Source organism: Fodinicola acaciae (genome assembly GCF_010993745.1).
Classification (GTDB): domain Bacteria; phylum Actinomycetota; class Actinomycetes; order Mycobacteriales; family HKI-0501; genus Fodinicola; species Fodinicola acaciae.
In genome coordinates this window covers 1,536,339-1,555,227 of the sequence record NZ_WOTN01000002.1, presented here as the reverse complement: position 1 = coordinate 1,555,227, position 18,889 = coordinate 1,536,339, and the positions used below count along the sequence as shown (strand labels likewise).

Below are 18,889 nucleotides of genomic sequence, written 5' to 3'. Positions count from 1 at the left end.
TCGCGCATCCGTAAGCATGGCGCACTGTGTATAGCGCAGATCCTGGCGGATGTCACCAGGCCGATCCGGCTTGCCGGTTATGTCGGAAAAGGCAGTCCGCCAATGCGGACCTGTCTAGACGGCGGCGACCTCCACGCCGATCGCCTCAAAGGCGCGGATCTGCGCCGGATCGGCGTCGGTGTCGGTGACCAGCGTGTGGACGCGGTCGGCCGGACAGATCCGGGCGAAGGCGCGGTGGCCGAGCTTGGAGCCGTCGGCCGCGGCGACCACGCGCTCCGCGCGATCGACCATCAGCCGGTTGATGCTCGCCTCGCCTTCGTGGTGGGCGAAGGCGCCAGCATCGGCGTCGAACGCGTCCACGCCAAGGAAAAGCAGGTCGAGGGTCAGCTCGTTGAGGACCCAGGTCGCCAGCGGTCCGCTCAGCTCGAAGGACTGCGGCCGCGCCACGCCGCCGGTCACGACGATCTTGATGTTTGGCCGTACGGCCAGCTCGTGGGCGATGTTCAGCGCGTTGGTGACCACCGTGAGGCCGGGCCCCTCGCCGCGGTTGGCGAGATCCGGCCGCATCGCGATCGCGCGCGCGATGCTCGCTGTCGTCGTGCCGCCGTTGAGACCGACAACCGTGCCAGGCTGCGCGAGCGCGGCGGCCGCGGCGCTGATCCGCTGCTTCTCCGGCGCGTGCCGCGCGGTCTTGTAACGCAACGGCAGGTCGTACGCGAGATCGTTGGCGACCGCACCGCCGCGCGTACGCGTCAGCAGCTGCTGCTCGGCGAGGTGGTCGAGGTCGCGCCGGATGGTCGACGGCGAGACCCGCAGCTCCTCGGCGACCTCCTCCACGTCCAGCGTCTCCCGCTGACCCAGCAGGCTCAACAACGTACTCAACCGCTCATGCCGGGCCATCGGCACTCCTCTGCTCTATGCGCAACTCGCTGCGTTCTCACCCCTCGATCCACGCATTATCACGCACTCCGGTTGCGCGCGCTTCACGCGGCACTCAGCCAGACGGTTGTCGCCGCCGGCACGGCTCCGGTCACCTCGGCGGAAGCGGCCACCACCGATCCCCACTCGGCCGGCAGCTCGTACGCGTCGCCGCCGAAAACCGTGACACTGACGGCATTGCCGCGCCTGAACGCCAGCACGTCGTCGCGTCCGGTCTCCAGAAACGCGATCTCGCCGCCAGCGGGGAAAACCGTACGCCTGGCGGCCAGCGCGGCCCGATAGATCCGCAGGGTCGGATTGCCGGCGGCAGCGTACGCACCGAACCAGTCCGGCTGCGGCAGCCAACTGGATTTCGCCGTGGAGAAGCCAAAAGTCGGTGGATCCGGCGTCCACGGCAACGGTACGCGGCAGCCGTCGCGGCCGAGATCGGTGCCACCGGACCGGATCCACCGCGGATCCTGCCGTGCCTGGTCCGGCAGGTCGACGACCTCCGGCAGACCGAGCTCTTCGCCTTGGTAGACGTACGCGGTGCCGGGCAAAGCCAGCATCAACAGCGCCGCCGCGTGCGCGCGTCGCAGCCCGAGCTCGCCGCCACCATAGCGGCTCGGCGTCCGCCACACGTCGTGATTGTTGAGGACCCAGGCCAAACTGCGGCCGGCGCGCAGCACGCCGTTGGCGTTTTCCAGCGATCTGCGAACGTCGGTCGCGTCCCACGGCTGCAGCAGGAGATCGAAATAGAAGGCCTGGTGCAGCTCGTCGTCGGTGAGGCTCGCTGCCAGGTGGTCCATGTCGCCGGTCCAGATCTCCCCGACGAAACTCAGCTCGCGCGTCTGGTCGTACGACTCGGCGATCCGCCGCCACCGCCGATAGATGTCGTGCAGCTCCGGCTGGCCGTGCGTGTACGGATTGACGCGGCGGCTTCCGTCGTGGTCACGGAAGTCCTTCTGCTTGATCATCGAGTCGGGCACGTCGATGCGGAAGCCGTCGATGCCGCGGTCGAACCAAAACCGTACGACGTCGTCGAACATCTCGGCGACTTCCGGGTTGCGCCAGTTGAAGTCGGCCTGCGAGGAGTCGAAAAGGTTCAGATACCACTGGCCGTCCGGCACGCGCGTCCACGCCGGTCCGCCAAACGACGACTTCCAGCTGTTCGGAGGCAGGTCGCCGTTGCCCTCACGGAAAAGGAAACGCTCGCGCTCCGGCGATCCGGGTGCCGCCTTGAGCGCGGCCTGAAACCACGGATGGTCGGTGGAGCAGTGGTTGGGCACCAGGTCCATGAGCACGCGCAGGCCGGCGTCGTGTGCCTCGTCCAGCAGACGCGCGTGCTCGTCGAGATTTCCGTACGCCGGCTCGATGTCCCGGTAGTCGGCGACGTCATAGCCGTGGTCGTGCTGCGGCGACGGATAGCACGGGTTGAGCCACAGGCCGTCCACGCCGAGGTCGACCAGGTGCCGCAGTTTTCGCCGCAGGCCACCGAGATCGCCGATGCCGTCACCGGTTGAGTCGGCGAAAGACCGCAGATAGACCTGATAGATCACCGCGTCGCGCCACCACTGCCTCACTTTTCCTCCAGCCAGGCGTCGAACCAGTCGGAATGCTCGCCGAGTCGCGGCGGCGGCAGCTCGTAGCTGACCGGCGAGGCCGACAGCCGGATCGGACTGGCCGGCTGGCGTACGCCGCGGGGCAGCTCGACCACCGGCTCGCAGCCGAGATTTTCCGCGTACGCGAAGGCTTCCGCGAGGTCGTTGACAACACCGGCCGGCAGCCCGGCGGCCTGCAGGACGGCTGTCCACTCAGTGGCCGGTTTCGCGGCGAGCGCTTTTTCCAGCGCCACCACGAGATCCGCGCGATTGGCTTCCCTGCTGGCATTCGCCGCGTACCGCGGATCGCGTGCCAGCTCCGGCGCGCCGATCGTGTGGCACAGCTTGGAAAACTGCGCGTCGTTGCCGACCGCGACCGCCAGCGGGCGGTCGGCCGCGCGCAACGTCTGGTAAGGCACGATGCTCGGATGTTCGTTGCCGAGCCGCCCCGGCACCTTGCCGGCGTTGAGATAGCCGGAGGCCTGGTTGACCAGCGCGGCCAACACGGCGTTCAGCAGGCTGACCTCGACGTGCTGGCCCCGGCCGCTTCGCTCGCGAGCCTGCAGCGCGGCCAGGATGCCGACCTGCAGGTTGAGGCTCGCGAGCACGTCGACGACGGCCACACCGACCTTGGTCGGCTCACCGTCCGGCCAGCCGGTGATGCTCATCAGGCCGCCAACCGCCTGCACCAGGAAGTCGTATCCGCCGAGCCTGGCGCCTTCGCCGCGGCTGCCGAAACCGGTCACCGAGGCGTACACCAGCCGCGGATTGGCCTGCCGCAGCCGCTCGTAGCCGAGGCCGAGGCGGTCGGCCACGCCGGGCCGGAAGTTCTCGATCAGCACGTCCGCCCTGGTCGCCAGCCGTACGGCCTTGGCCAGGCCGGCCGGATCGGCCAGGTCGAGGGTGACGCTGCGCTTGTTGCGGTTGGCCGACAGGTAGTAGGTGGCGGTGCCGTCGCTCGCGTACGGCGGACCCCACTGCCGGGTGTCGTCGCCGGACTCCGGCCGCTCGACCTTCACGACCGTCGCGCCGAGGTCGCCGAGCGCGGCGGCGGCCAGCGGACCGGCCAGGATGCGGGAAAAGTCGGCCACCACGACCCCGGCCAACGCGCCAGTCTTCGTCATCCCTGCCGAGCCTAAGCGATCACCAGCGATCCGATCGACCAACAAGGTCTATTCGGACATTCCTCGCGCACGTACCGCGAAATCTTCCGGTTCGTAGGGAAAGACTTCCGCAAATCAGGTTAGCGGTGCAAAGTGTTACCAGCGCCGCGGACGCGATTCCCAATATTTCGGGGTACACGAGGGAGGCCCTGACATGTTCGGTTTGTCGTGTCGAGTTCCGGTGCTGCGGACCGGCGGGCTGCGTACCGCGGTCGGTCTGGTCTGTGCCGCGGCGGGGCTGACGCTGGTCGCCGGAGCCATCCCGGCCCAAGCGGCAGCGCTCGCCGCGGTGCACGGGGCAGCCAGCCACCCGGACGCCGACCACGCCGGCTCCGGTCTCGCCAACCACAGTCTCACCGGCACCGCCAGCAAAGCACCGCGACCGGCCATCACCGCGACGGTCGCCGGCATGGACGTGAGCTCGCACCAGGGAAACGTCGACTGGCAGACGGCGTGGAACAACGGTGGCCGGTTCGCGTACGTGAAAGCGACCGAGAGCACCGGCTACACCAACCCGTACTTCGCGCAGCAGTACAACGGCTCGTACGACGTCGGCATGATCCGCGGCGCCTACCACTTCGCGCTGCCAAACGAGTCCGGCGGTGCCGCGCAGGCCGACTACTTCGTCGCGCACGGCGGCGGCTGGTCCGGCGACGGCAAGACGCTGCCTGGCGCGCTGGACATCGAGTGGAACCCGTATCCGGCCTCCGGCAACTCCTGCTACAACCTCAGCGCCGGCCAGATGGTCAGCTGGATCAAGGCGTTCAGCGACGAGTACCACGCCAAGACCAGCCGCTGGCCGGTCATCTACACGGCCACCTCGTGGTGGAGCGCGTGCACCGGCAACACCGGCGACTTCAGCTCCACCAACCCGCTGTGGGTGGCCAACTACAACGGCTCCCCCGGCACGCTGCCCTACAACTGGGGCGTCTGGACGATCTGGCAGTACGCCGACAGCGGCACCTTCCCCGGCGACCAGGACACCTTCAACGGGGCATACGACCGGCTGCAGGCGCTCGCCAACGGCTGACCGCATGGCCCCACGTGTGCGTCGGACGCACGCGCGGGGCCATGCCACCAAACTGTGACAGATCAGCCAGTACGTGCGTACGGACAGGTTTCTCTCGGGGTTTACCTACCGCGTAGCCTTGACACCGCAGTCGTCGTGATGGAAGAAGGCGAATTTACGGCCGTGTCGACCGAGAGCAGTTCCGCGGACCCATCCCTCACCTCGTTCGGACCGAACGAGTGGATCGTCGAGGAGATGTACGAGAAGTACCTGAACGATCCAGCAACGGTCGACGAGGCCTGGCACGATTTTTTCGCCGACTACAAGCCGATCCGCGGCGAGTCGGCAGGTCAGGGCGGCGGCCAGGCGACCCAGTCGCCCAACGGCCAGACCGCCACCAAGGTGACCGAGCCGCCGGCGCGGCCGATCCCCAAGCCGGGGCCACCGCCGTCGGCGCCGAAACCGCAGGCGCCGGCCGCCGCCAAACCGGCGGCGCCCAAGCCGGCCGCGCCCCAGCCGGTCCAGACCAAGCCGGCGGCACCCAAGCCAGCCGACACCAAGGTGCCGGCGCAGGCCGAGCTGCAGCAGCTGCGCGGTGCCGCCGCGCGGATCGTCAGCAACATGGACAACTCGCTGACGATCCCGACCGCGACCAGCGTGCGCGCGGTGCCGGCGAAGATCATCGCCGACAACCGGATCGTCATCAACAACCACCTCGCGCGCAGCGCCGGCGGCAAGACCAGCTTCACCCACATCATCGGTTACGCGATGGTCAAGGCGCTGGCCGCATATCCGCAGATGAACAACTCGTACGCGGTGGTCGACGGCAAGCCGACGCTGGTCGAGCCCCAGCACGTCAACCTCGGCATCGCGATCGACATGAAGAAGCCGGACGGTTCGCGCTCGCTGGTGGTCGCCGCGGTCAAGAACTGCGAGGACATGGACTTCCGCGGTTTCTGGCAGGCGTACGAGGACATCATCCGCAAGGCCCGCGGCAACAAGCTGACCGCCGAGGACTTCCAGGGCGTCACGATCAGTCTGACCAACCCCGGTGGCATCGGCACGGTGCACTCGGTGCCGCGGCTGATGCCGGGCCAGGGGACGATCATCGGCGTCGGCGCGATGGAATATCCGGCCGAGTTCTCCGGCATGGCCGAGGAGTCGCTCGCCGACCGCGCGATCTCCAAGATCATCACGCTGACCAGCACGTACGACCACCGGATCATCCAGGGCGCGGTCTCCGGTGAATACCTGCGCAAGATCCACCAGCTGCTGCTCGGCGAGGAGGGTTTCTACGACGAGATCTTCGCCAGCCTGCGGCTGCCGTACGAGCCGGTCCGCTGGGTCCGCGACATGGGCCGCCAGCACGAGGGTGACCTGGACAAGAGCGCGCGGGTGCTGGAGCTGATCCACTCCTACCGGGTACGCGGCCACCTGATGGCCGACACCGACCCGCTGGAATACAAGGTCCGCAAGCACCCCGACCTGGACATCCTGCAGCACGGCCTGACCCTGTGGGACCTCGACCGGGAGTTCCCGGTCGGCGGTTTCGCCGGCAAGCAGGTGATGAAGCTGCGCGACATCCTCGGCGTGCTGCGCAACTCCTACTGCCGCCGCGTCGGCGTGGAATACATGCACATCCAGGATCCGGAGGAGCGCCGCTGGATCCAGGAGCACGTCGAGGTGCACAACGACAAGCCGGACACCGAGAAGCAGAAGCACATCCTCGGCCGGCTCAACGCGGCGGAGGCCTTCGAGACCTTCCTGCAGACCAAGTTCGTCGGCCAGCGGCGGTTCTCGCTGGAGGGCGGCGAGAGCGTGATCGCCGCGCTGGACGAGGTGCTGCAGGCCGCCGCCGAGGCCGAGCTGGACGAGGTCGTCATCGGCATGGCGCACCGCGGCCGGCTCAACGTGCTGGCCAACATCATCGGCAAGCCGTACGAGAAGATCTTCGCCGAGTTCGAGGGAAACATCGACCCGGGCTCCTCACACGGCTCCGGCGACGTGAAATACCACCTCGGTGCGGAGGGCAAGTTCACCACCCCGGACGGCACATACACCACCAACGTCTCGGTGGTCGCCAACCCCAGCCACCTGGAGACCGTCGACCCGGTGCTGGAAGGCGTCGTACGCGCCAAGCAGGACCTGATCGACAAGCGGCTGCTGGGCTACACGGTCCTGCCGGTGCTGGTGCACGGTGACTCGGCCTTCGCCGGTCAGGGTGTGGTCGCCGAGACGCTCAACCTGTCGCAGCTGCGCGGCTATCGCACCGGCGGCACCGTACACGTCATCGTGAACAACCAGGTCGGTTTCACCACCGCTCCGGAGTATTCGCGGTCGTCCTTCTACTGCACCGACGTGGCGCGGATGATCCAGGCGCCGATCTTCCACGTCAACGGCGACGACCCGGAGTCGGTCGTACGCGTCGCGCGGCTGGCCTTCCAGTATCGCCAGGCGTTCAACAAGGACGTGGTGGTCGACCTGGTCTGCTATCGCCGGCGCGGCCACAACGAGGGTGACGACCCGTCGATGACGCAGCCGCTGATGTACGACATCATCGACACCAAGCGCAGCGTACGGAAGCTCTACACCGAGGCGCTGATCGGCCGCGGCGACATCTCGCTGGCCGACGCCGAGGCGGCGCTGAAGGACTACCAGGAGCAGATGGAGCGGGTCTTCCGCGCCACCAAGGACGCGCAGCCGCCGCGCGGCGACCAGGCCAACGGCCAGCCGGTGTCCAACCGGCCGGAGCCGGTGAGCACCGCGGTCAGCGCCGAGGTGTTGCGCAAGATCGGCGACGCGCATCTCAACCTGCCGGAGGGCTTCACTCCGCACAAGCGGATCGCGCAGCTGCTGCAGCGCCGTGCCGAGATGGCCCGCGACGGTCACATCGACTGGGCCATGGGTGAGCTGATCGCCTTCGGCGCGCTGCTGCTCGACGGCGTCAACGTACGGCTGGCCGGCCAGGACTCGCGGCGCGGCACGTTCGTACAACGGCACTCGGTGCTGGTCGACCGGCACAACGGCACGGAGTACACGCCGTTGAGCAACCTGGCCGAGGACCAGGGCCGGTTCTTCGTCTACGACTCGCTGCTGAGCGAATACGCCGCGATGGGCTTCGAGTACGGCTATTCGGTCGCCAACAAGGACGCGTTGGTGCTCTGGGAGGCGCAGTTCGGCGACTTCGCCGACGGCGCGCAGTCGGTAGTGGACGAGTTCATCTCCTCCGGCGAGGCCAAGTGGGGCCAGACCTCCGGTGTCACGCTGCTGCTGCCGCACGGCCTGGAGGGCCAGGGCCCCGACCACAGCTCCGGCCGGATCGAGCGCTATCTGCAGCTGTGCGCGGAAGACAACATGACGGTGGTCAACTGCACGACCCCGGCCAACTACTTCCACGCGCTGCGCCGGCAGGCGCTGACCACGCTGCACAAGCCGATGGTGGTCTTCACGCCGAAGTCGCTGCTGCGGCACAAGGCGGCGGTCAGCGAGGTGAAGGACTTCACCTCCGGCACGTTCCTGCCGGTGATCGACGACAACAGCGTCGACGCCAAGGCCGTGAAGCGCGTACTGCTCTGCTCCGGCAAGGTCTACTACGACCTGGTCGCCGCGCGCGACGAGCAAGGCATCACCGACACCGCGATCCTGCGGCTCGAGCAGCTCTATCCGCTGCCGATCGACGAGGTGCGCGCGGCGCTGTCGCGTTACCCCAACGCCGAAGACCACGTCTGGGTGCAGGAGGAGGCGGCCAACCAGGGCGCGTGGTCGTTCATCGCGCTCAACCTGCTGGAGCACCTGGAAGGCGTACGCCTGCGCCGCGTCTCCCGCAAGTCGGCGGCCGCGCCAGCCACCGGCTCCGGCAAGGTGCACGCCAAGCAGCAGTCCGACCTGATCGCCGCCGCGCTCCTCGGCGGCGCGACGGCCGGTGCCCGTACGACCACCGACGCCGCTCCGGCGAAGACGGACTGATGTATTTCACCGACAAAGGGATCGAGGAGCTGGACCAGCGGCGCGGCGAGGAAACCGTGTCGCTGGCCTGGCTCGCCGAGCGGCTGCGGGATTTCGTCGACCTGAATCCGGAGTTTGAGGTGCCGGTCGAGCGGCTGGCGTCGTGGCTGGCTCGCCTGGACGACGCCGAGGAGTAAGTACGCGGGTGGTTGCTGATTGTTGTGTTGGTGAGTGGTGCGTCTCTTGGTGGTTGCGCGGGTGAGTGGGGCGACCTCAAGGGAGGGAGCGCGTGGATGCCAATCGGTGTGCATAGGGGTCACGTATGGGAAGCAACCCGTCCGGATGGACGCCAAACGATCGCGCTGTAGCCGCTGACTGCGTAATACTTGTTTAACAAGACATCAAAACGGACATCTGTCGCGGGCGAGCAGTCACAACAGCATTATCAGCCTCAGTGGTCACACCCGTCACAGCCTTCGGGGGTCGCGGCGGCGTGAAAGCCTTGTTTCTTGCGTCCAACGCAAGTAACTCGACATTCATGCCATCAGCGAGCCTCGCAATCCGGACATTTAGCGCTCCACATGCCTTCTCGTCCCACAAGTGGACCTTCACGCCACCCACCGAGACGCCACCGCAACTCCGGCGCCCCAGCCACACTCCTGGTCCACCCACAAACCAACCGTACGCGCCGCACCCAACCGGACCAACAGCCAAACCCCGCGCACCCTCCCCTTGAGGTCGCCCTCCGCGCAGGAGCGCCCGCCGCGCAGGCGAAACCACCCCAGACGCAACAACCAGAAGCCACAACCACGCACCCAACGCAACAATCATGAAACCCAACCCTCTCCCCAACGCAACAAAAACGAGAACTCTCCCAATCGCACTTTTTCCCGCCACAGCACCGTTTTCACCACATCCGCAACCGCTCGCACCACTACGCCACCTTTTGACCAGCGCAAATCTCCATTGGAGCGCCAAACGGGATGAACATCTTTTGACGCGATTCGCGTGCCGTCTTAGGGTCGGCGCACGGGTCACTTACGAGAGGACATTCCCATGTCAGACGTCCAGTGGTCGCGTCGTGCCTTCTTCAAGCGCTCGGCCGTGCTCGGGGCGGTCGCGGTGGCCGGACCTGGCCTGCTCGCCGCGTGTACCAGTACGAGCAGCGGAAACACGCTGGAGAATGCCAAAAAGAACAAGGTCATCAAGGTCGGCATCGCCGGCGAGCAACCGTACGGTTTCACCGACAGTTCCGGAAAACTGACCGGAGAGGCGCCGGAAGTGGCCAAGGCGGTCTTCAAGGCACTCGGCATCGACAAGGTCGACGCGCAGCAGGTCGCCTTCGACTCGCTGATCCCCGGTCTGAACGCCAAGCAGTTCGACATGGTCGCGGCCGGCATGAACATTACCCCGAAACGCTGCAAAAGCGCGACGTTCTCACTGCCTGACTACTCGGCGCTCACGGCTTTGCTGGTGCCCAAGGGAAATCCGAAGGGCCTGACCAACTTTCAGGACGTCGCGACGAAGAAGGCGAAGATCGCCGTACTTTCCGCCGCTGTCGAGAAGGACTTCGCGACCGGCGCCGGTGTCGCGGCCGGCCAGATCACCACGCTCGCCACGCAGGACGACATGCTGCGCGCGGTGACGGACAAACGCGTCGACTGCGCCGCGCTGACCGACATCTCGTTCAAGTGGCTGGTCAAGCAAAACGCCAACGCGGCCGTCGAGGTGACCAAGGGATTCGTGCCGGAGATCAGCGGAAAGCCGCAGGTCTCGGCCGGTGGGTTCGTGTTTCGTAAGGCCGACAAGGACCTGGTCGACGCATTCAACACCGAGCTCAAGAAGCTGCACGGCAACGGCCAGTGGCTGACGATCGTGCAGCCTTTCGGCTTCACGCAGGACAATCTCGTCAAGCCGGACCTGACCACCGAGAAGCTCTGCACGGCCTGACGGTCGCATGTTCAACGACTTCGGACACATCGCCGCGACCATCCTGGCCGGCCTCCCGGCGACGCTCGCGGCGACCGTCGGCGGTGTCCTGCTGACCATCCCGCTGTCCTTCGCGGCCGGCCTGGCGCTGCTGTCCAAGCACCGGTGGGTAAGGTTCATCAGCCGCGTCTACGTCGAGGGCCTGCGCGGCACCTCGGAGGTCGTGCAGCTGTTCTGGATCTATTTCGTGCTGCCGGCGCTGATCGGCTTCCAGCTCGTGCCACTGTGGGCCGGCATTCTGGTGCTGGGTCTCAACCACGGCGCATACGGTGCGGAAATCGTCCGCGGCGCGGTGCAGTCGGTTCCGCAGCCGCAGCACGAAGGCGCCATCGCGCTGAATCTCACCGCCACGCAACGAATGTGGCGGGTCATCCTGCCGCAGGCGGTGGTGGAGATGATCCCGCCGTTCAACAACCTGTTCATCCAGCTGATGAAGAGCACCGCGCTGCTGTCCTTCATCACGGTCACCGAGATCGCCAACCAGGGTGAGATCCTGCGGCCGCAGTTCGGCAGCCAGCTTTTGCTGATATATCTGGTCGAGCTGGTGCTCTATCTGCTGATCGCGTTGCTCATCACCGCGGCGATGCGGCTGCTGGAGCGGATCACCGCGCGCAACATCGGCCGCCGTCCGATCCCCCGCACCGGCCTGCTGGCACGTGCGATCGAGCCGGATGTCGCGGGGCTGTCGTAATGGAGTGGGACTGGAGTTACGTCGCCGAGATCATCCCGGCCCTCCTGCAGGGTTTGCTGGTGACATTGGAAATCACCGTGCTGGCCTCGCTGGTCTCGTACGCGCTCGGCCTGGTTTTCGCGCTGGTCCGGCGATCCCGCGTGCCGGTGCTCAGCCAGGCGGTGTGGTTGTTCGTCGAGTTCGTCCGCAGCACGCCGCTGCTGGTGCAGGTCTTCTTCCTCTATTACGTCCTTCCGCCGACCACCGGCATCCGGCTGTCGGCGCTGACGACCGGCGTCATCGCGCTTGGTGTCCACTACGCCACCTACGCGTCGGAGGTCTATCGCGCCGGCATCGAGGCGGTCCCGGTCGGCCAGTGGGAAGCGTGTCTTTCGTTGAGCCTGCCGCGATATCGCGTGTGGACCGGGGTGATCCTGCCGCAGGCCATTCCGCGGATCCTGCCGGCACTGGGAAACTACACGATCGCGATGTTCAAGGAAGTGCCGCTGCTGCTGGCGATCGGCGTGCTGGACATCGTCAACCAGGCCAAGGAGGTCGGCGGCGAGAGCTTCCGCGTGGTGGAGCCGTACACGCTGGCCGGCCTGTTGTTCCTGATCCTGAGCTATCCCTCGTCGATCCTGGTGAGAAGATTGGAGCGCCGTGTCAGTCACCGTTGACAAGAAATCGGCTGATAACGGCCCGATGATCCGCTTCGAGAAAGTGGTCAAGAAGTTCGGCGACAAGGTCGTGCTGCGCGAGCTGGATTTCCAGGTGCAGCCCGGCGAACGCATCACGCTGATCGGGCCGAGCGGCTCCGGCAAGACGACGATCCTGCGACTGTTGATGACGCTGGAAAAAGTCGACGGCGGCCGGATCTACGTGGACGGCGACTGCCTCAGCCACATGCCGTCCGGCGACCGGCTGGTGCCGGCCAATGAGCGTTATCTGCACCGCGTACGCAAACGGATCGGCATGGTTTTCCAGCAGTTCAACCTGTTTCCGAACATGCGAGTGCTGCAGAACATCACCGAGGCACCGATCCGCTCGCTCGGCCTGCCGCGCGCCGAGGCCGAGCAGCGCGCTCGCGACCTGCTGGAGCTGGTCGGCCTCGCGGACATGGAAAAGGCGCATCCGACCGAGCTGTCCGGTGGCCAGCAGCAGCGCGTGGCGATCGCCAGGGCACTGGCGATGCAGCCAGATGTCCTGCTACTGGACGAGGTCACCTCCGCGCTCGACCCGGAGCTGGTGGCCGGGGTGCTCGGCGTGCTGCACGACATCGCCGCCAACACCGACATCACGATGCTGTTGGTCACCCACGAAATGCAGTTCGCCAGGGACATTTCCGACCGCGTACTGATGTTCGACAACGGTCAGGTGTTGGAGGACGCGCCACCGGACAAGCTGTTCAACGACCCCGACCACCAACGTACGCGCGACTTCCTGCACGCGGTCATCGACCGCGCCTGAGTCACGGCGAGGTCGGCGTTTTGACGGTCTCCTCGGGCACCTCGACCGTCAGAACGTCGCCCTCGGCGGGGTCCGGTGGCGGCCGGCGGCGGAGTCTGCCACGCATCCATTCGGCCCCGCGGCGCGCCGTTTCCGGTGACAGGAATGACAAATAGAGGACGAAGACGGCGAAGGAAAAGAAGCCGACCGCGATCGACAGCAGAATCGTCAGGTGCAGCACCACTCCGGCCGCGAGGACCCACGGCCGGGCCTTGCGGTGCCACACGAACATCCCGATCCCCAGCTCGATGGCCAGCGTCCCCCAGGCCGCCAGGTTCATCAGCAGCGGGTTCATCACCAGCCACTCGGGTGCCACGAAGTTCTGCAGGTCGAGCAGCCGCAGCGAGTACGACACGGCCGTGCCGGCGTTCCAGGTGTCGCCGCGCACCTTGTCCCACACGGTCGCCAGATAGACGATCGACAGCTGGATCTGGAACAGCCGCAGGGCCCACGGCGCGCGGTCCTCGGCGCTGAAGAACGCGCCCGTCCGGCGGCGCTGGTCCAGCGACAACGCCGCGCCGGCTGGCGCCAGCAGGAGAAAGAGCGACTCGATCCGCAGCATTCCGTCGCCGGCGTTGAAAATCCACGGCTGCCGGCGCTCGAAGGACACGATCGCAACGAAAACGACCAGCGCCGCCAGCCGGCTGTGCCAGCCGAGCACGAGCGCCGCGGACCCGATCACCAACACGGCCCACAGGATCAGCACGGCGGTGTCGGTGTTGAAGACCGACAACAGCGTCCAGGTCAGCGGACCGCCGCGGTTGGGATCGGCCAGCACGCTGTGCGGCCCGATCAGCGAGCTGAGGCCGGGCAGCAGCGACCAGGCCCAGAGAAACACGATGGTGCCGAAGAAAATCCGCAGGACGCCGAGCGGATACATCGACATCGGCCGGAACCAGAACCTGACCCAGCCGGCCAGCACTCCGGAGCCGGCCTTCGCCAGCCGGTCGCCGACCGCGCGCACCGCACCGCTCATTCGCCGCTCAACACCTCGTCGTAGAGGACGGCCGTCTGTTCCTTACCGACCTGGCCACCGCCGGGCGGCGGCATCGGCACGTATCTCGCGGTGATCTTCACGCGTACGGCCGGGTCGGCCGGTGTCGTCAGCTGGCCGATGACCCAGTGTGCGAACGGTTTGCGGATGTCCTCCGTGCGCGTCAGGTTCTCGTCCAGCTTGCGCCAGCGATAGACCCAGTAGTGGCTGATCACCGGGTCGGACGCCGGACGTTTCCAGACCAGCTGGCGGCCGCTGCTGGTGGTCACCGAGACCGTCAGGAAGGTCAGCTGACGCGGCGGGTTCGGAGCGAAGACACCCCAGTTCTGGTCGAGGGTCGCGGCGTTGACGGCCGGCTGCATGTTGTTTTGGAAGAGCGTCCGCAGCGGCGAGTCGGGCAGGTTCCACACGATGCCGGACAGCACGACGAAGATCACGATCGCGCTGATCACGCCCTGTCCCAGCGGAGTGCGCTCGGCCCGGGCCGGAAGGTCGCCCATCCAGGCCCGGGCCGCGCGCAGCTTGCTCGTACCAGCGGGATCAGGCATGCCGACCTGCTCCCGCGAGCGTCACTTCCTGGCCGACCGCTTCACCAGCGAGACCGGCTTGATCAGCGACACCGTCGGCGCGGCCAGCGCGGCCGCCACCTCCGGCCGGCGACCCAGCAGCAGGAACAGACCGCCGAGGCCGAGGATCAACGCGGACAACCACAGCATGGAGGTTACCGGCGAGCCGGTCACCGGCAGCGAGCCACCGGCCTGCTGCTGGTTGGCCGGGGTCTCCGCGCCGGTCGTGCTCGCCGGCGTGTTGCCGGACGAGCCACTGCTCGAGCCGCTGGTGCTGGAGTTGGTGGTGCTCGAGTTGGTGGTGCTGCTGTTGGTGGTGCCCTGCGTCGTGCTCTGCGTGGTCTGGGTGGTGCTCTGGGTCGTCTGGGTCGTGCTCTGCGTGGTCTGGGTCGTGCTCTGCGTCGTCTGCGTGGTGCTCTGCGACGTCTGGTCGGTGGTGCCCTGACTGGTCTGCGTCGTGCTCTGCGACGTCTGGTCAGTGGTGCCCTGGTCGGTCGTGCCCTGGTCGGTCTGCGTCGTGTTCGTCGTCACGCCGGTCTCGGTGTCCGAAGTGCCGGACGACGAGCTGCTGGAAGACGAGCTGCTGGATGAGGAGCTGCTGGATGACGACGAGGTGTTGCCGGACGAGCTGCCGCCGGAGCCGGGGCCACCGGAGTCGTCGCTGCCGCCGACGGTCACCAGACCGTCGACCAAGCCGCCGTTGTCGTTGGCGGCGGCCTTCGGCTGGCCAAGTACGAGGGTGCCGGCCTTCGTGCCGGTCGGCGCGTCATCGGCCGCGGCGGACGTACCGGTCAGCGCCACCGCCGCGAGCACCAGGCCGGACACCAGCAGTCCAGCTCCGGCGAGGCGTCGACGATTCTTCTTTGAAACGGTCATAACGCGCATCTTGCCCCTTTCAGCGGGAAGCAGAATAGCAGGACAAGTCCTCCGAACACAGCGGCTTCAGCTCGGCAAACTGCCGAGCGTCACCCCCGTGTCACGCGGTTGTCGGCAGCCATCGTGTCACAGCGACGCACGCTTATGCAGCCGGGTGGACGGATTCGTCGGCCGTGTCACCAGGATTGCCGCAGGTCACCCCGCGGTGAGGACGATTTTTCCGAATACGTCGCCGTGTTCCAGCCGCTCGAACGCGGCACGAGCGTCGGCCAGCGCGAAGGTCGAGTCGACGACTGGACGTACGCCGGTGTCGGCCACCAACCGCAGCAGCGCCTCCAGCTCGTCGCGCGTACCCATCGTCGAACCGACCAGCGACAGCTGCTTGAAGAACACCTGGCGCAGATCGACCTCCGGCAGATGACCGCTGGTCGACCCGGCGATCACGCAGCGGCCGCCCGGTTTCAACGACTTGATCGAGTGGCTGAGCGTGGCCTTGCCGACCGTCTCGATCACCACGTCGACGCGCTGCGGCAGCCGGCCGCCGGACTCGACCGCGGTCGCGCCGAGTTCCTCCGCGCGCTCCAGCTTGGCCTTGTCGCGACTCGTCGCGTACACGGTGGCGCCGAGTGCCTTCGCCAACGCGATGGCCGCCGTCGCCACACCGCCGCCCGCGCCCTGCACGAGCACGCTGCCGCCGTCGGGCAGCTGGCCGCGGGTGACCAGCATCCGATAGGCGGTGAGCCACGCGGTCGGCAGGCAGGCGGCCTGCTCGAAACTGAGCTCGGCTGGCTTGGCGACCAGGTTGCGGCGCGGCACCGCGACCTGCTCGGCGATGGTCCCCGGATAACGCTCGGACAACAGGTTGCGTTTGGGGTCCATCGTCTCGTCACCGCCGCCGGCGGCCGGGTCACCGATGACCGCGTGTACGACCACCTCGTTGCCGTCCGGGTCGAGGCCGGCCGCGTCGCAACCGAGGACCATCGGCAGCTGGTCGGCGCCGAGACCGACGCCTTTGAGCGACCAGAGATCGTGGTGGTTGAGCGCTGTCGCGCGTACGTCCACCACAACCCAGTCGTCGGCCGGCGGCTTCGGGTCGGCGATCTCGCCGACCTCCAGTCCGGACAGTGGGTTGTCTGCGTCGATCCTGGCTGCGTAGGCGGCAAGCATGGTCTCTGACCCTAGTTTCCGGTGCTGGCCCTGTCACCGCTGTCCGATTGTGACTTTGTTACCCAGCTACTCGCCGGTAGGCGTCAACAAAGTCGCAATCGGACGCCGAAACCGGTGTCCGATTGCGACCGGAGAAACAGTTTGCGCTGGTCAGAGCGCCGCAGACGACGCAATCGGAATCCGATTGCGTCGTCGGTCAGGCGCGCGCGACGCCTTCGGCGCGGGCGGCGGCGGCCACGGCGGCCGCGACCGCCGGGCCGACGCGCTCGTCGAAGACCGACGGGATGATGTAGTCGGGCCGCAGCTCGTCGGCGACCAGGCCGGCCAGCGCCTCGGCGGCGGCCAGTTTCATCGCCTCGGTGATACGGCTCGCGCGGCAGGCCAGCGCGCCGCGGAAGACGCCGGGGAAGGCGAGCACGTTGTTGATCTGGTTGGGATAGTCGCTGCGACCGGTGGCGACCACGCTGGCGTACCGGTAGGCGATGTCCGGCTGGATCTCCGGGTCGGGGTTGGCCATCGCGAAGATGTACGCGCCGGGAGCCATCCGCGCCACGTCCTCCTCCGGCACGGTGCCACCGGACAGCCCGAGGAACACGTCGGCGCCGGCCAGCGCGTCGGACAGCTCGCCTTCCATGCCGTCCGGGTTGGTGTCCTCGGCCAGCGCCGCCTTCACCGGGTTCAGGTCGGGCCGGCTGGTGTGCAGGATGCCTTTGGAGTCGGTCACCACCACGTGGTGCGCGCCGGCGGCCAGCAGGATCCGCGCCACCGCGACACCGGCCGCACCGGCACCGGCGATGACGATCCGCAGGCTGTCCAGCGACCGGTTGGTCAGCCGCGACGCGCCGCGCAGCGCGGCCAGCACCACGATCGCCGTGCCGTGCTGGTCGTCGTGGAACACCGGGATGTCCAGCTCCGCAGTGAGCCGTTCCTCGATGTCGAAGCACCGCGGAGCGCTGATGTCCTCCAGGTTGATGCCGCCGAAAGACGGCGCGACCGCCTTCACCGCCGCCACGATCTCGTCCGGGTCGCTGGTGGCCAGGCACAGCGGCACCGCGTCCACCCCGCCGAACCGCTTGAACAGCACGGCTTTGCCTTCCATCACCGGCATCGCGGCCTGCGGTCCGATGTCGCCCAGCCCCAGCACGGCGGTGCCGTCGGTGACCACCGCGACCGCGCGGGTGGCCCAGGTGTAGGAGTCGAAAAGGCTCGGCTCGGCGGCGATGGCGCGGCAGACCTGCGCGACGCCTGGCGTGTACGCCATCGACAGGTCGTCCCGGTCGGTCAGCGGAGCGGTCAGCGTGACGGCCATCTTTCCGCCCCGGTGCAAGGCGAAAATCGGGTCGTCGTCCAGTGTGGACGGTGAGGTGAGCGGTTCGGCGACCATGCGGGTCTCCTTGGCAGTCGAGTGGACAAATGCGCCACAGCAGCCACGGTGCCGGGGGTTACCTCGTGCGGGGAAAGCGCGGTGCGCGGCGGTAAGGCGTCGGCGGTGCTCCAGCGCTGTCGTGCGCGAACTCCACCTGCTGCCGGGGGTCACCCGAGGTGCTGTCTCAAATTGTGACACACGCGTACCCGCGCCGACCGAGCGGAATCGCGCCAGGTGTGCCACTTCACAGGGCCCACCGACTCATCGGACGCGGCGCAACGACCGCAGCGGCAGATAGCGGACGAGTACGCGACCCTCGACCACCGCCGGTCCATAGCGCCGCGAGTCGTCGGTGACGAACTCGTTGTCGGACTCCAGCCACCAGCGTTCGCCGACCGCGCGTACGGCCCGTTTCACCACCAGACCGGCCACGCCGTCGAACCGGCCGACCACCACCTGTCCCGGCCGGACGCGGGCGCCGAGGCGTACGACGACGGCGTCGCCGTCCCGCAACGTCGGCGCCATCGACGGGCCTTTAATGCGAACTAGTTGCAGTAGCAATATATAGGCTCCTACGAGAACTTTTCCTTTAACCTTCCGGATCAGCCGGCTGGAACAGACCGGAGTAGGGTCGTTTTCGAGGTCAATTGACGCAGCATTTTCGCTGCTTTGTTCAGGCAGCCTTTCTGGGAGGGCTAGTAATGCGGTTGTTCCGCTGGTTTACCCCAAGCATCACGGCGTCGGCGCACTGCGACCTGCCATGCGGTGTGTACGACCCGGCGCAGGCCCGGATCGAGGCCGAGTCGATCAAGGCGATCATCGGCAAGGTCGCCGACAACGACGACCCCGACTTCCGCACCCGCGCGATCATCATCAAGGAGCAGCGGTCCGAGCTGGTCAAGCACCACCTCTGGGTGCTCTGGACCGACTACTTCAAGCCGCCGCACTTCGAGAAATACCCGCAGCTGCACCAGCTGTTCAACGAGGCCACCAAACTGGCCGGCGCCACCGGCACCAAGGGTGCGCTGGACGCCAAGGTCGCCGACGAACTGCTGGCCAAGATCGACCAGATCGCGGAAATCTTCGCGGAGACGAAGAAAGCCTGATCCACCGCGCAAC

At 67.2% G+C, this 18,889-nt stretch carries 17 protein-coding genes; 8 read left to right on the top strand and 9 right to left on the bottom strand.

Annotation, left to right across the window (positions count from 1 at the left end):
* Positions 1 to 114: 114 nt before the first annotated feature.
* The 3 genes from GNX95_RS22540 to GNX95_RS22530 form a co-directional block, all read right to left on the bottom strand.
* Complete coding sequence (locus GNX95_RS22540; RefSeq protein ID WP_163509371.1) at positions 115 to 900, bottom strand: DeoR/GlpR family DNA-binding transcription regulator; 786 nt, start codon at positions 898 to 900, stop codon at positions 115 to 117.
* 83 nt (positions 901 to 983) lie between these two features.
* Positions 984 to 2,501, bottom strand: a complete 1,518-nt coding sequence (locus tag GNX95_RS22535) for an alpha-amylase family glycosyl hydrolase (RefSeq protein ID WP_246281706.1) — start codon at positions 2,499 to 2,501, stop codon at positions 984 to 986.
* Positions 2,498 to 3,643 (bottom strand): CaiB/BaiF CoA transferase family protein, encoded by a 1,146-nt coding sequence (locus GNX95_RS22530; RefSeq protein ID WP_163509370.1) that lies wholly within the window; start codon positions 3,641 to 3,643, stop codon positions 2,498 to 2,500. Before GNX95_RS22530 ends, GNX95_RS22535 begins: the two co-directional genes overlap by 4 nt.
* Before the next feature lie 193 nt (positions 3,644 to 3,836).
* Between GNX95_RS22530 and GNX95_RS22525 the strand changes: the two genes are divergently transcribed.
* The 7 genes from GNX95_RS22525 (at position 3,837) to ehuA (ending at position 12,762) form a co-directional block, all read left to right on the top strand.
* A complete protein-coding gene (locus GNX95_RS22525) occupies positions 3,837 to 4,712 on the top strand; it encodes a lysozyme (protein WP_163509369.1) in 876 nt (291 codons plus the stop codon).
* Positions 4,713 to 4,850: 138 nt separating this feature from the next.
* Entirely contained in the window at positions 4,851 to 8,657 is a 3,807-nt protein-coding gene (locus GNX95_RS22520) for a multifunctional oxoglutarate decarboxylase/oxoglutarate dehydrogenase thiamine pyrophosphate-binding subunit/dihydrolipoyllysine-residue succinyltransferase subunit (RefSeq protein WP_222853819.1), read from the top strand.
* Positions 8,657 to 8,833: a DUF6104 family protein gene (locus GNX95_RS22515; RefSeq protein ID WP_163509367.1), complete on the top strand. Its 177-nt coding sequence runs from the start codon at positions 8,657 to 8,659 to the stop codon at positions 8,831 to 8,833. The genes GNX95_RS22520 and GNX95_RS22515 overlap by 1 nt, the downstream gene beginning before the upstream one ends.
* Positions 8,834 to 9,692: 859 nt before the next feature.
* Entirely contained in the window at positions 9,693 to 10,586 is an 894-nt protein-coding gene (gene ehuB, locus GNX95_RS22510) for an ectoine/hydroxyectoine ABC transporter substrate-binding protein EhuB (RefSeq protein ID WP_163509366.1), read from the top strand.
* A 7-nt stretch (positions 10,587 to 10,593) separates the two neighbouring features.
* Complete coding sequence (gene ehuC / locus GNX95_RS22505; RefSeq protein WP_163509365.1) at positions 10,594 to 11,316, top strand: ectoine/hydroxyectoine ABC transporter permease subunit EhuC; 723 nt, start codon at positions 10,594 to 10,596, stop codon at positions 11,314 to 11,316.
* Positions 11,316 to 11,972 carry an ectoine/hydroxyectoine ABC transporter permease subunit EhuD gene (gene ehuD / locus GNX95_RS22500; RefSeq protein WP_163509364.1) on the top strand — a complete coding sequence of 219 codons (657 nt, stop codon included), beginning with the start codon at positions 11,316 to 11,318 and terminating at the stop codon, positions 11,970 to 11,972. Before ehuC ends, ehuD begins: the two co-directional genes overlap by 1 nt.
* Positions 11,973 to 11,997: 25 nt before the next feature.
* Positions 11,998 to 12,762 carry an ectoine/hydroxyectoine ABC transporter ATP-binding protein EhuA gene (ehuA, locus tag GNX95_RS22495; RefSeq protein WP_163509363.1) on the top strand — a complete coding sequence of 255 codons (765 nt, stop codon included), beginning with the start codon at positions 11,998 to 12,000 and terminating at the stop codon, positions 12,760 to 12,762.
* A gap of 1 nt (position 12,763) precedes the next feature.
* On the opposite strand, the gene GNX95_RS22490 is transcribed toward ehuA, so the two are convergent.
* The 6 genes from GNX95_RS22490 to GNX95_RS22465 all read right to left on the bottom strand — a co-directional run bounded on the left by GNX95_RS22490 (position 12,764) and on the right by GNX95_RS22465 (position 18,331).
* Entirely contained in the window at positions 12,764 to 13,777 is a 1,014-nt protein-coding gene (locus tag GNX95_RS22490; protein WP_163509362.1) for an HTTM domain-containing protein, read from the bottom strand.
* Positions 13,774 to 14,343, bottom strand: a complete 570-nt coding sequence (locus tag GNX95_RS22485) for a hypothetical protein (protein ID WP_163509361.1) — start codon at positions 14,341 to 14,343, stop codon at positions 13,774 to 13,776. Before GNX95_RS22485 ends, GNX95_RS22490 begins: the two co-directional genes overlap by 4 nt.
* 21 nt (positions 14,344 to 14,364) lie before the next feature.
* The gene (locus GNX95_RS22480; RefSeq protein ID WP_163509360.1) at positions 14,365 to 15,237 is read right to left on the bottom strand and encodes a hypothetical protein; all 873 of its coding nucleotides are present in this window, start codon (positions 15,235 to 15,237) and stop codon (positions 14,365 to 14,367) included.
* A gap of 195 nt (positions 15,238 to 15,432) precedes the next feature.
* The gene (locus tag GNX95_RS22475) at positions 15,433 to 16,404 is read right to left on the bottom strand and encodes a zinc-binding dehydrogenase (RefSeq protein ID WP_163509359.1); all 972 of its coding nucleotides are present in this window, start codon (positions 16,402 to 16,404) and stop codon (positions 15,433 to 15,435) included.
* A 196-nt stretch (positions 16,405 to 16,600) separates the two neighbouring features.
* Complete coding sequence (locus GNX95_RS22470; RefSeq protein ID WP_163509358.1) at positions 16,601 to 17,788, bottom strand: NAD(P)-dependent malic enzyme; 1,188 nt, start codon at positions 17,786 to 17,788, stop codon at positions 16,601 to 16,603.
* A 243-nt stretch (positions 17,789 to 18,031) separates the two neighbouring features.
* Complete coding sequence (locus GNX95_RS22465; RefSeq protein WP_281356936.1) at positions 18,032 to 18,331, bottom strand: S24 family peptidase; 300 nt, start codon at positions 18,329 to 18,331, stop codon at positions 18,032 to 18,034.
* Between the two features lie 140 nt (positions 18,332 to 18,471).
* On the opposite strand from GNX95_RS22465, the gene sodN reads away from it, so the two are divergent.
* Complete coding sequence (gene sodN / locus GNX95_RS22460; protein WP_163509356.1) at positions 18,472 to 18,876, top strand: superoxide dismutase, Ni; 405 nt, start codon at positions 18,472 to 18,474, stop codon at positions 18,874 to 18,876.
* Positions 18,877 to 18,889 lie beyond the last annotated feature (13 nt).

Excerpts from the sequence above, each read along its gene's own strand:
- ehuD (WP_163509364.1), top strand. The coding sequence starts at position 11,316 with ATGGAGTGGGACTGGAGTTACGTCGCCGAGATCATCCCGGCCCTCCTG.
- GNX95_RS22540 (WP_163509371.1), bottom strand. The coding sequence starts at position 900 with ATGGCCCGGCATGAGCGGTTGAGTACGTTGTTGAGCCTGCTGGGTCAG.
- ehuC (WP_163509365.1), top strand. The coding sequence starts at position 10,594 with ATGTTCAACGACTTCGGACACATCGCCGCGACCATCCTGGCCGGCCTC.
- GNX95_RS22485 (WP_163509361.1), bottom strand. The coding sequence starts at position 14,343 with ATGCCTGATCCCGCTGGTACGAGCAAGCTGCGCGCGGCCCGGGCCTGG.
- GNX95_RS22530 (WP_163509370.1), bottom strand. The coding sequence starts at position 3,643 with ATGACGAAGACTGGCGCGTTGGCCGGGGTCGTGGTGGCCGACTTTTCC.
- ehuB (WP_163509366.1), top strand. The coding sequence starts at position 9,693 with ATGTCAGACGTCCAGTGGTCGCGTCGTGCCTTCTTCAAGCGCTCGGCC.
- GNX95_RS22490 (WP_163509362.1), bottom strand. The coding sequence starts at position 13,777 with ATGAGCGGTGCGGTGCGCGCGGTCGGCGACCGGCTGGCGAAGGCCGGC.
- GNX95_RS22475 (WP_163509359.1), bottom strand. The coding sequence starts at position 16,404 with ATGCTTGCCGCCTACGCAGCCAGGATCGACGCAGACAACCCACTGTCC.
- GNX95_RS22520 (WP_222853819.1), top strand. The coding sequence starts at position 4,851 with ATGGAAGAAGGCGAATTTACGGCCGTGTCGACCGAGAGCAGTTCCGCG.
- GNX95_RS22480 (WP_163509360.1), bottom strand. The coding sequence starts at position 15,237 with ATGACCGTTTCAAAGAAGAATCGTCGACGCCTCGCCGGAGCTGGACTG.
- ehuA (WP_163509363.1), top strand. The coding sequence starts at position 11,998 with ATGATCCGCTTCGAGAAAGTGGTCAAGAAGTTCGGCGACAAGGTCGTG.
- GNX95_RS22525 (WP_163509369.1), top strand. The coding sequence starts at position 3,837 with ATGTTCGGTTTGTCGTGTCGAGTTCCGGTGCTGCGGACCGGCGGGCTG.
- sodN (WP_163509356.1), top strand. The coding sequence starts at position 18,472 with ATGCGGTTGTTCCGCTGGTTTACCCCAAGCATCACGGCGTCGGCGCAC.
- GNX95_RS22470 (WP_163509358.1), bottom strand. The coding sequence starts at position 17,788 with ATGGTCGCCGAACCGCTCACCTCACCGTCCACACTGGACGACGACCCG.
- GNX95_RS22515 (WP_163509367.1), top strand. The coding sequence starts at position 8,657 with ATGTATTTCACCGACAAAGGGATCGAGGAGCTGGACCAGCGGCGCGGC.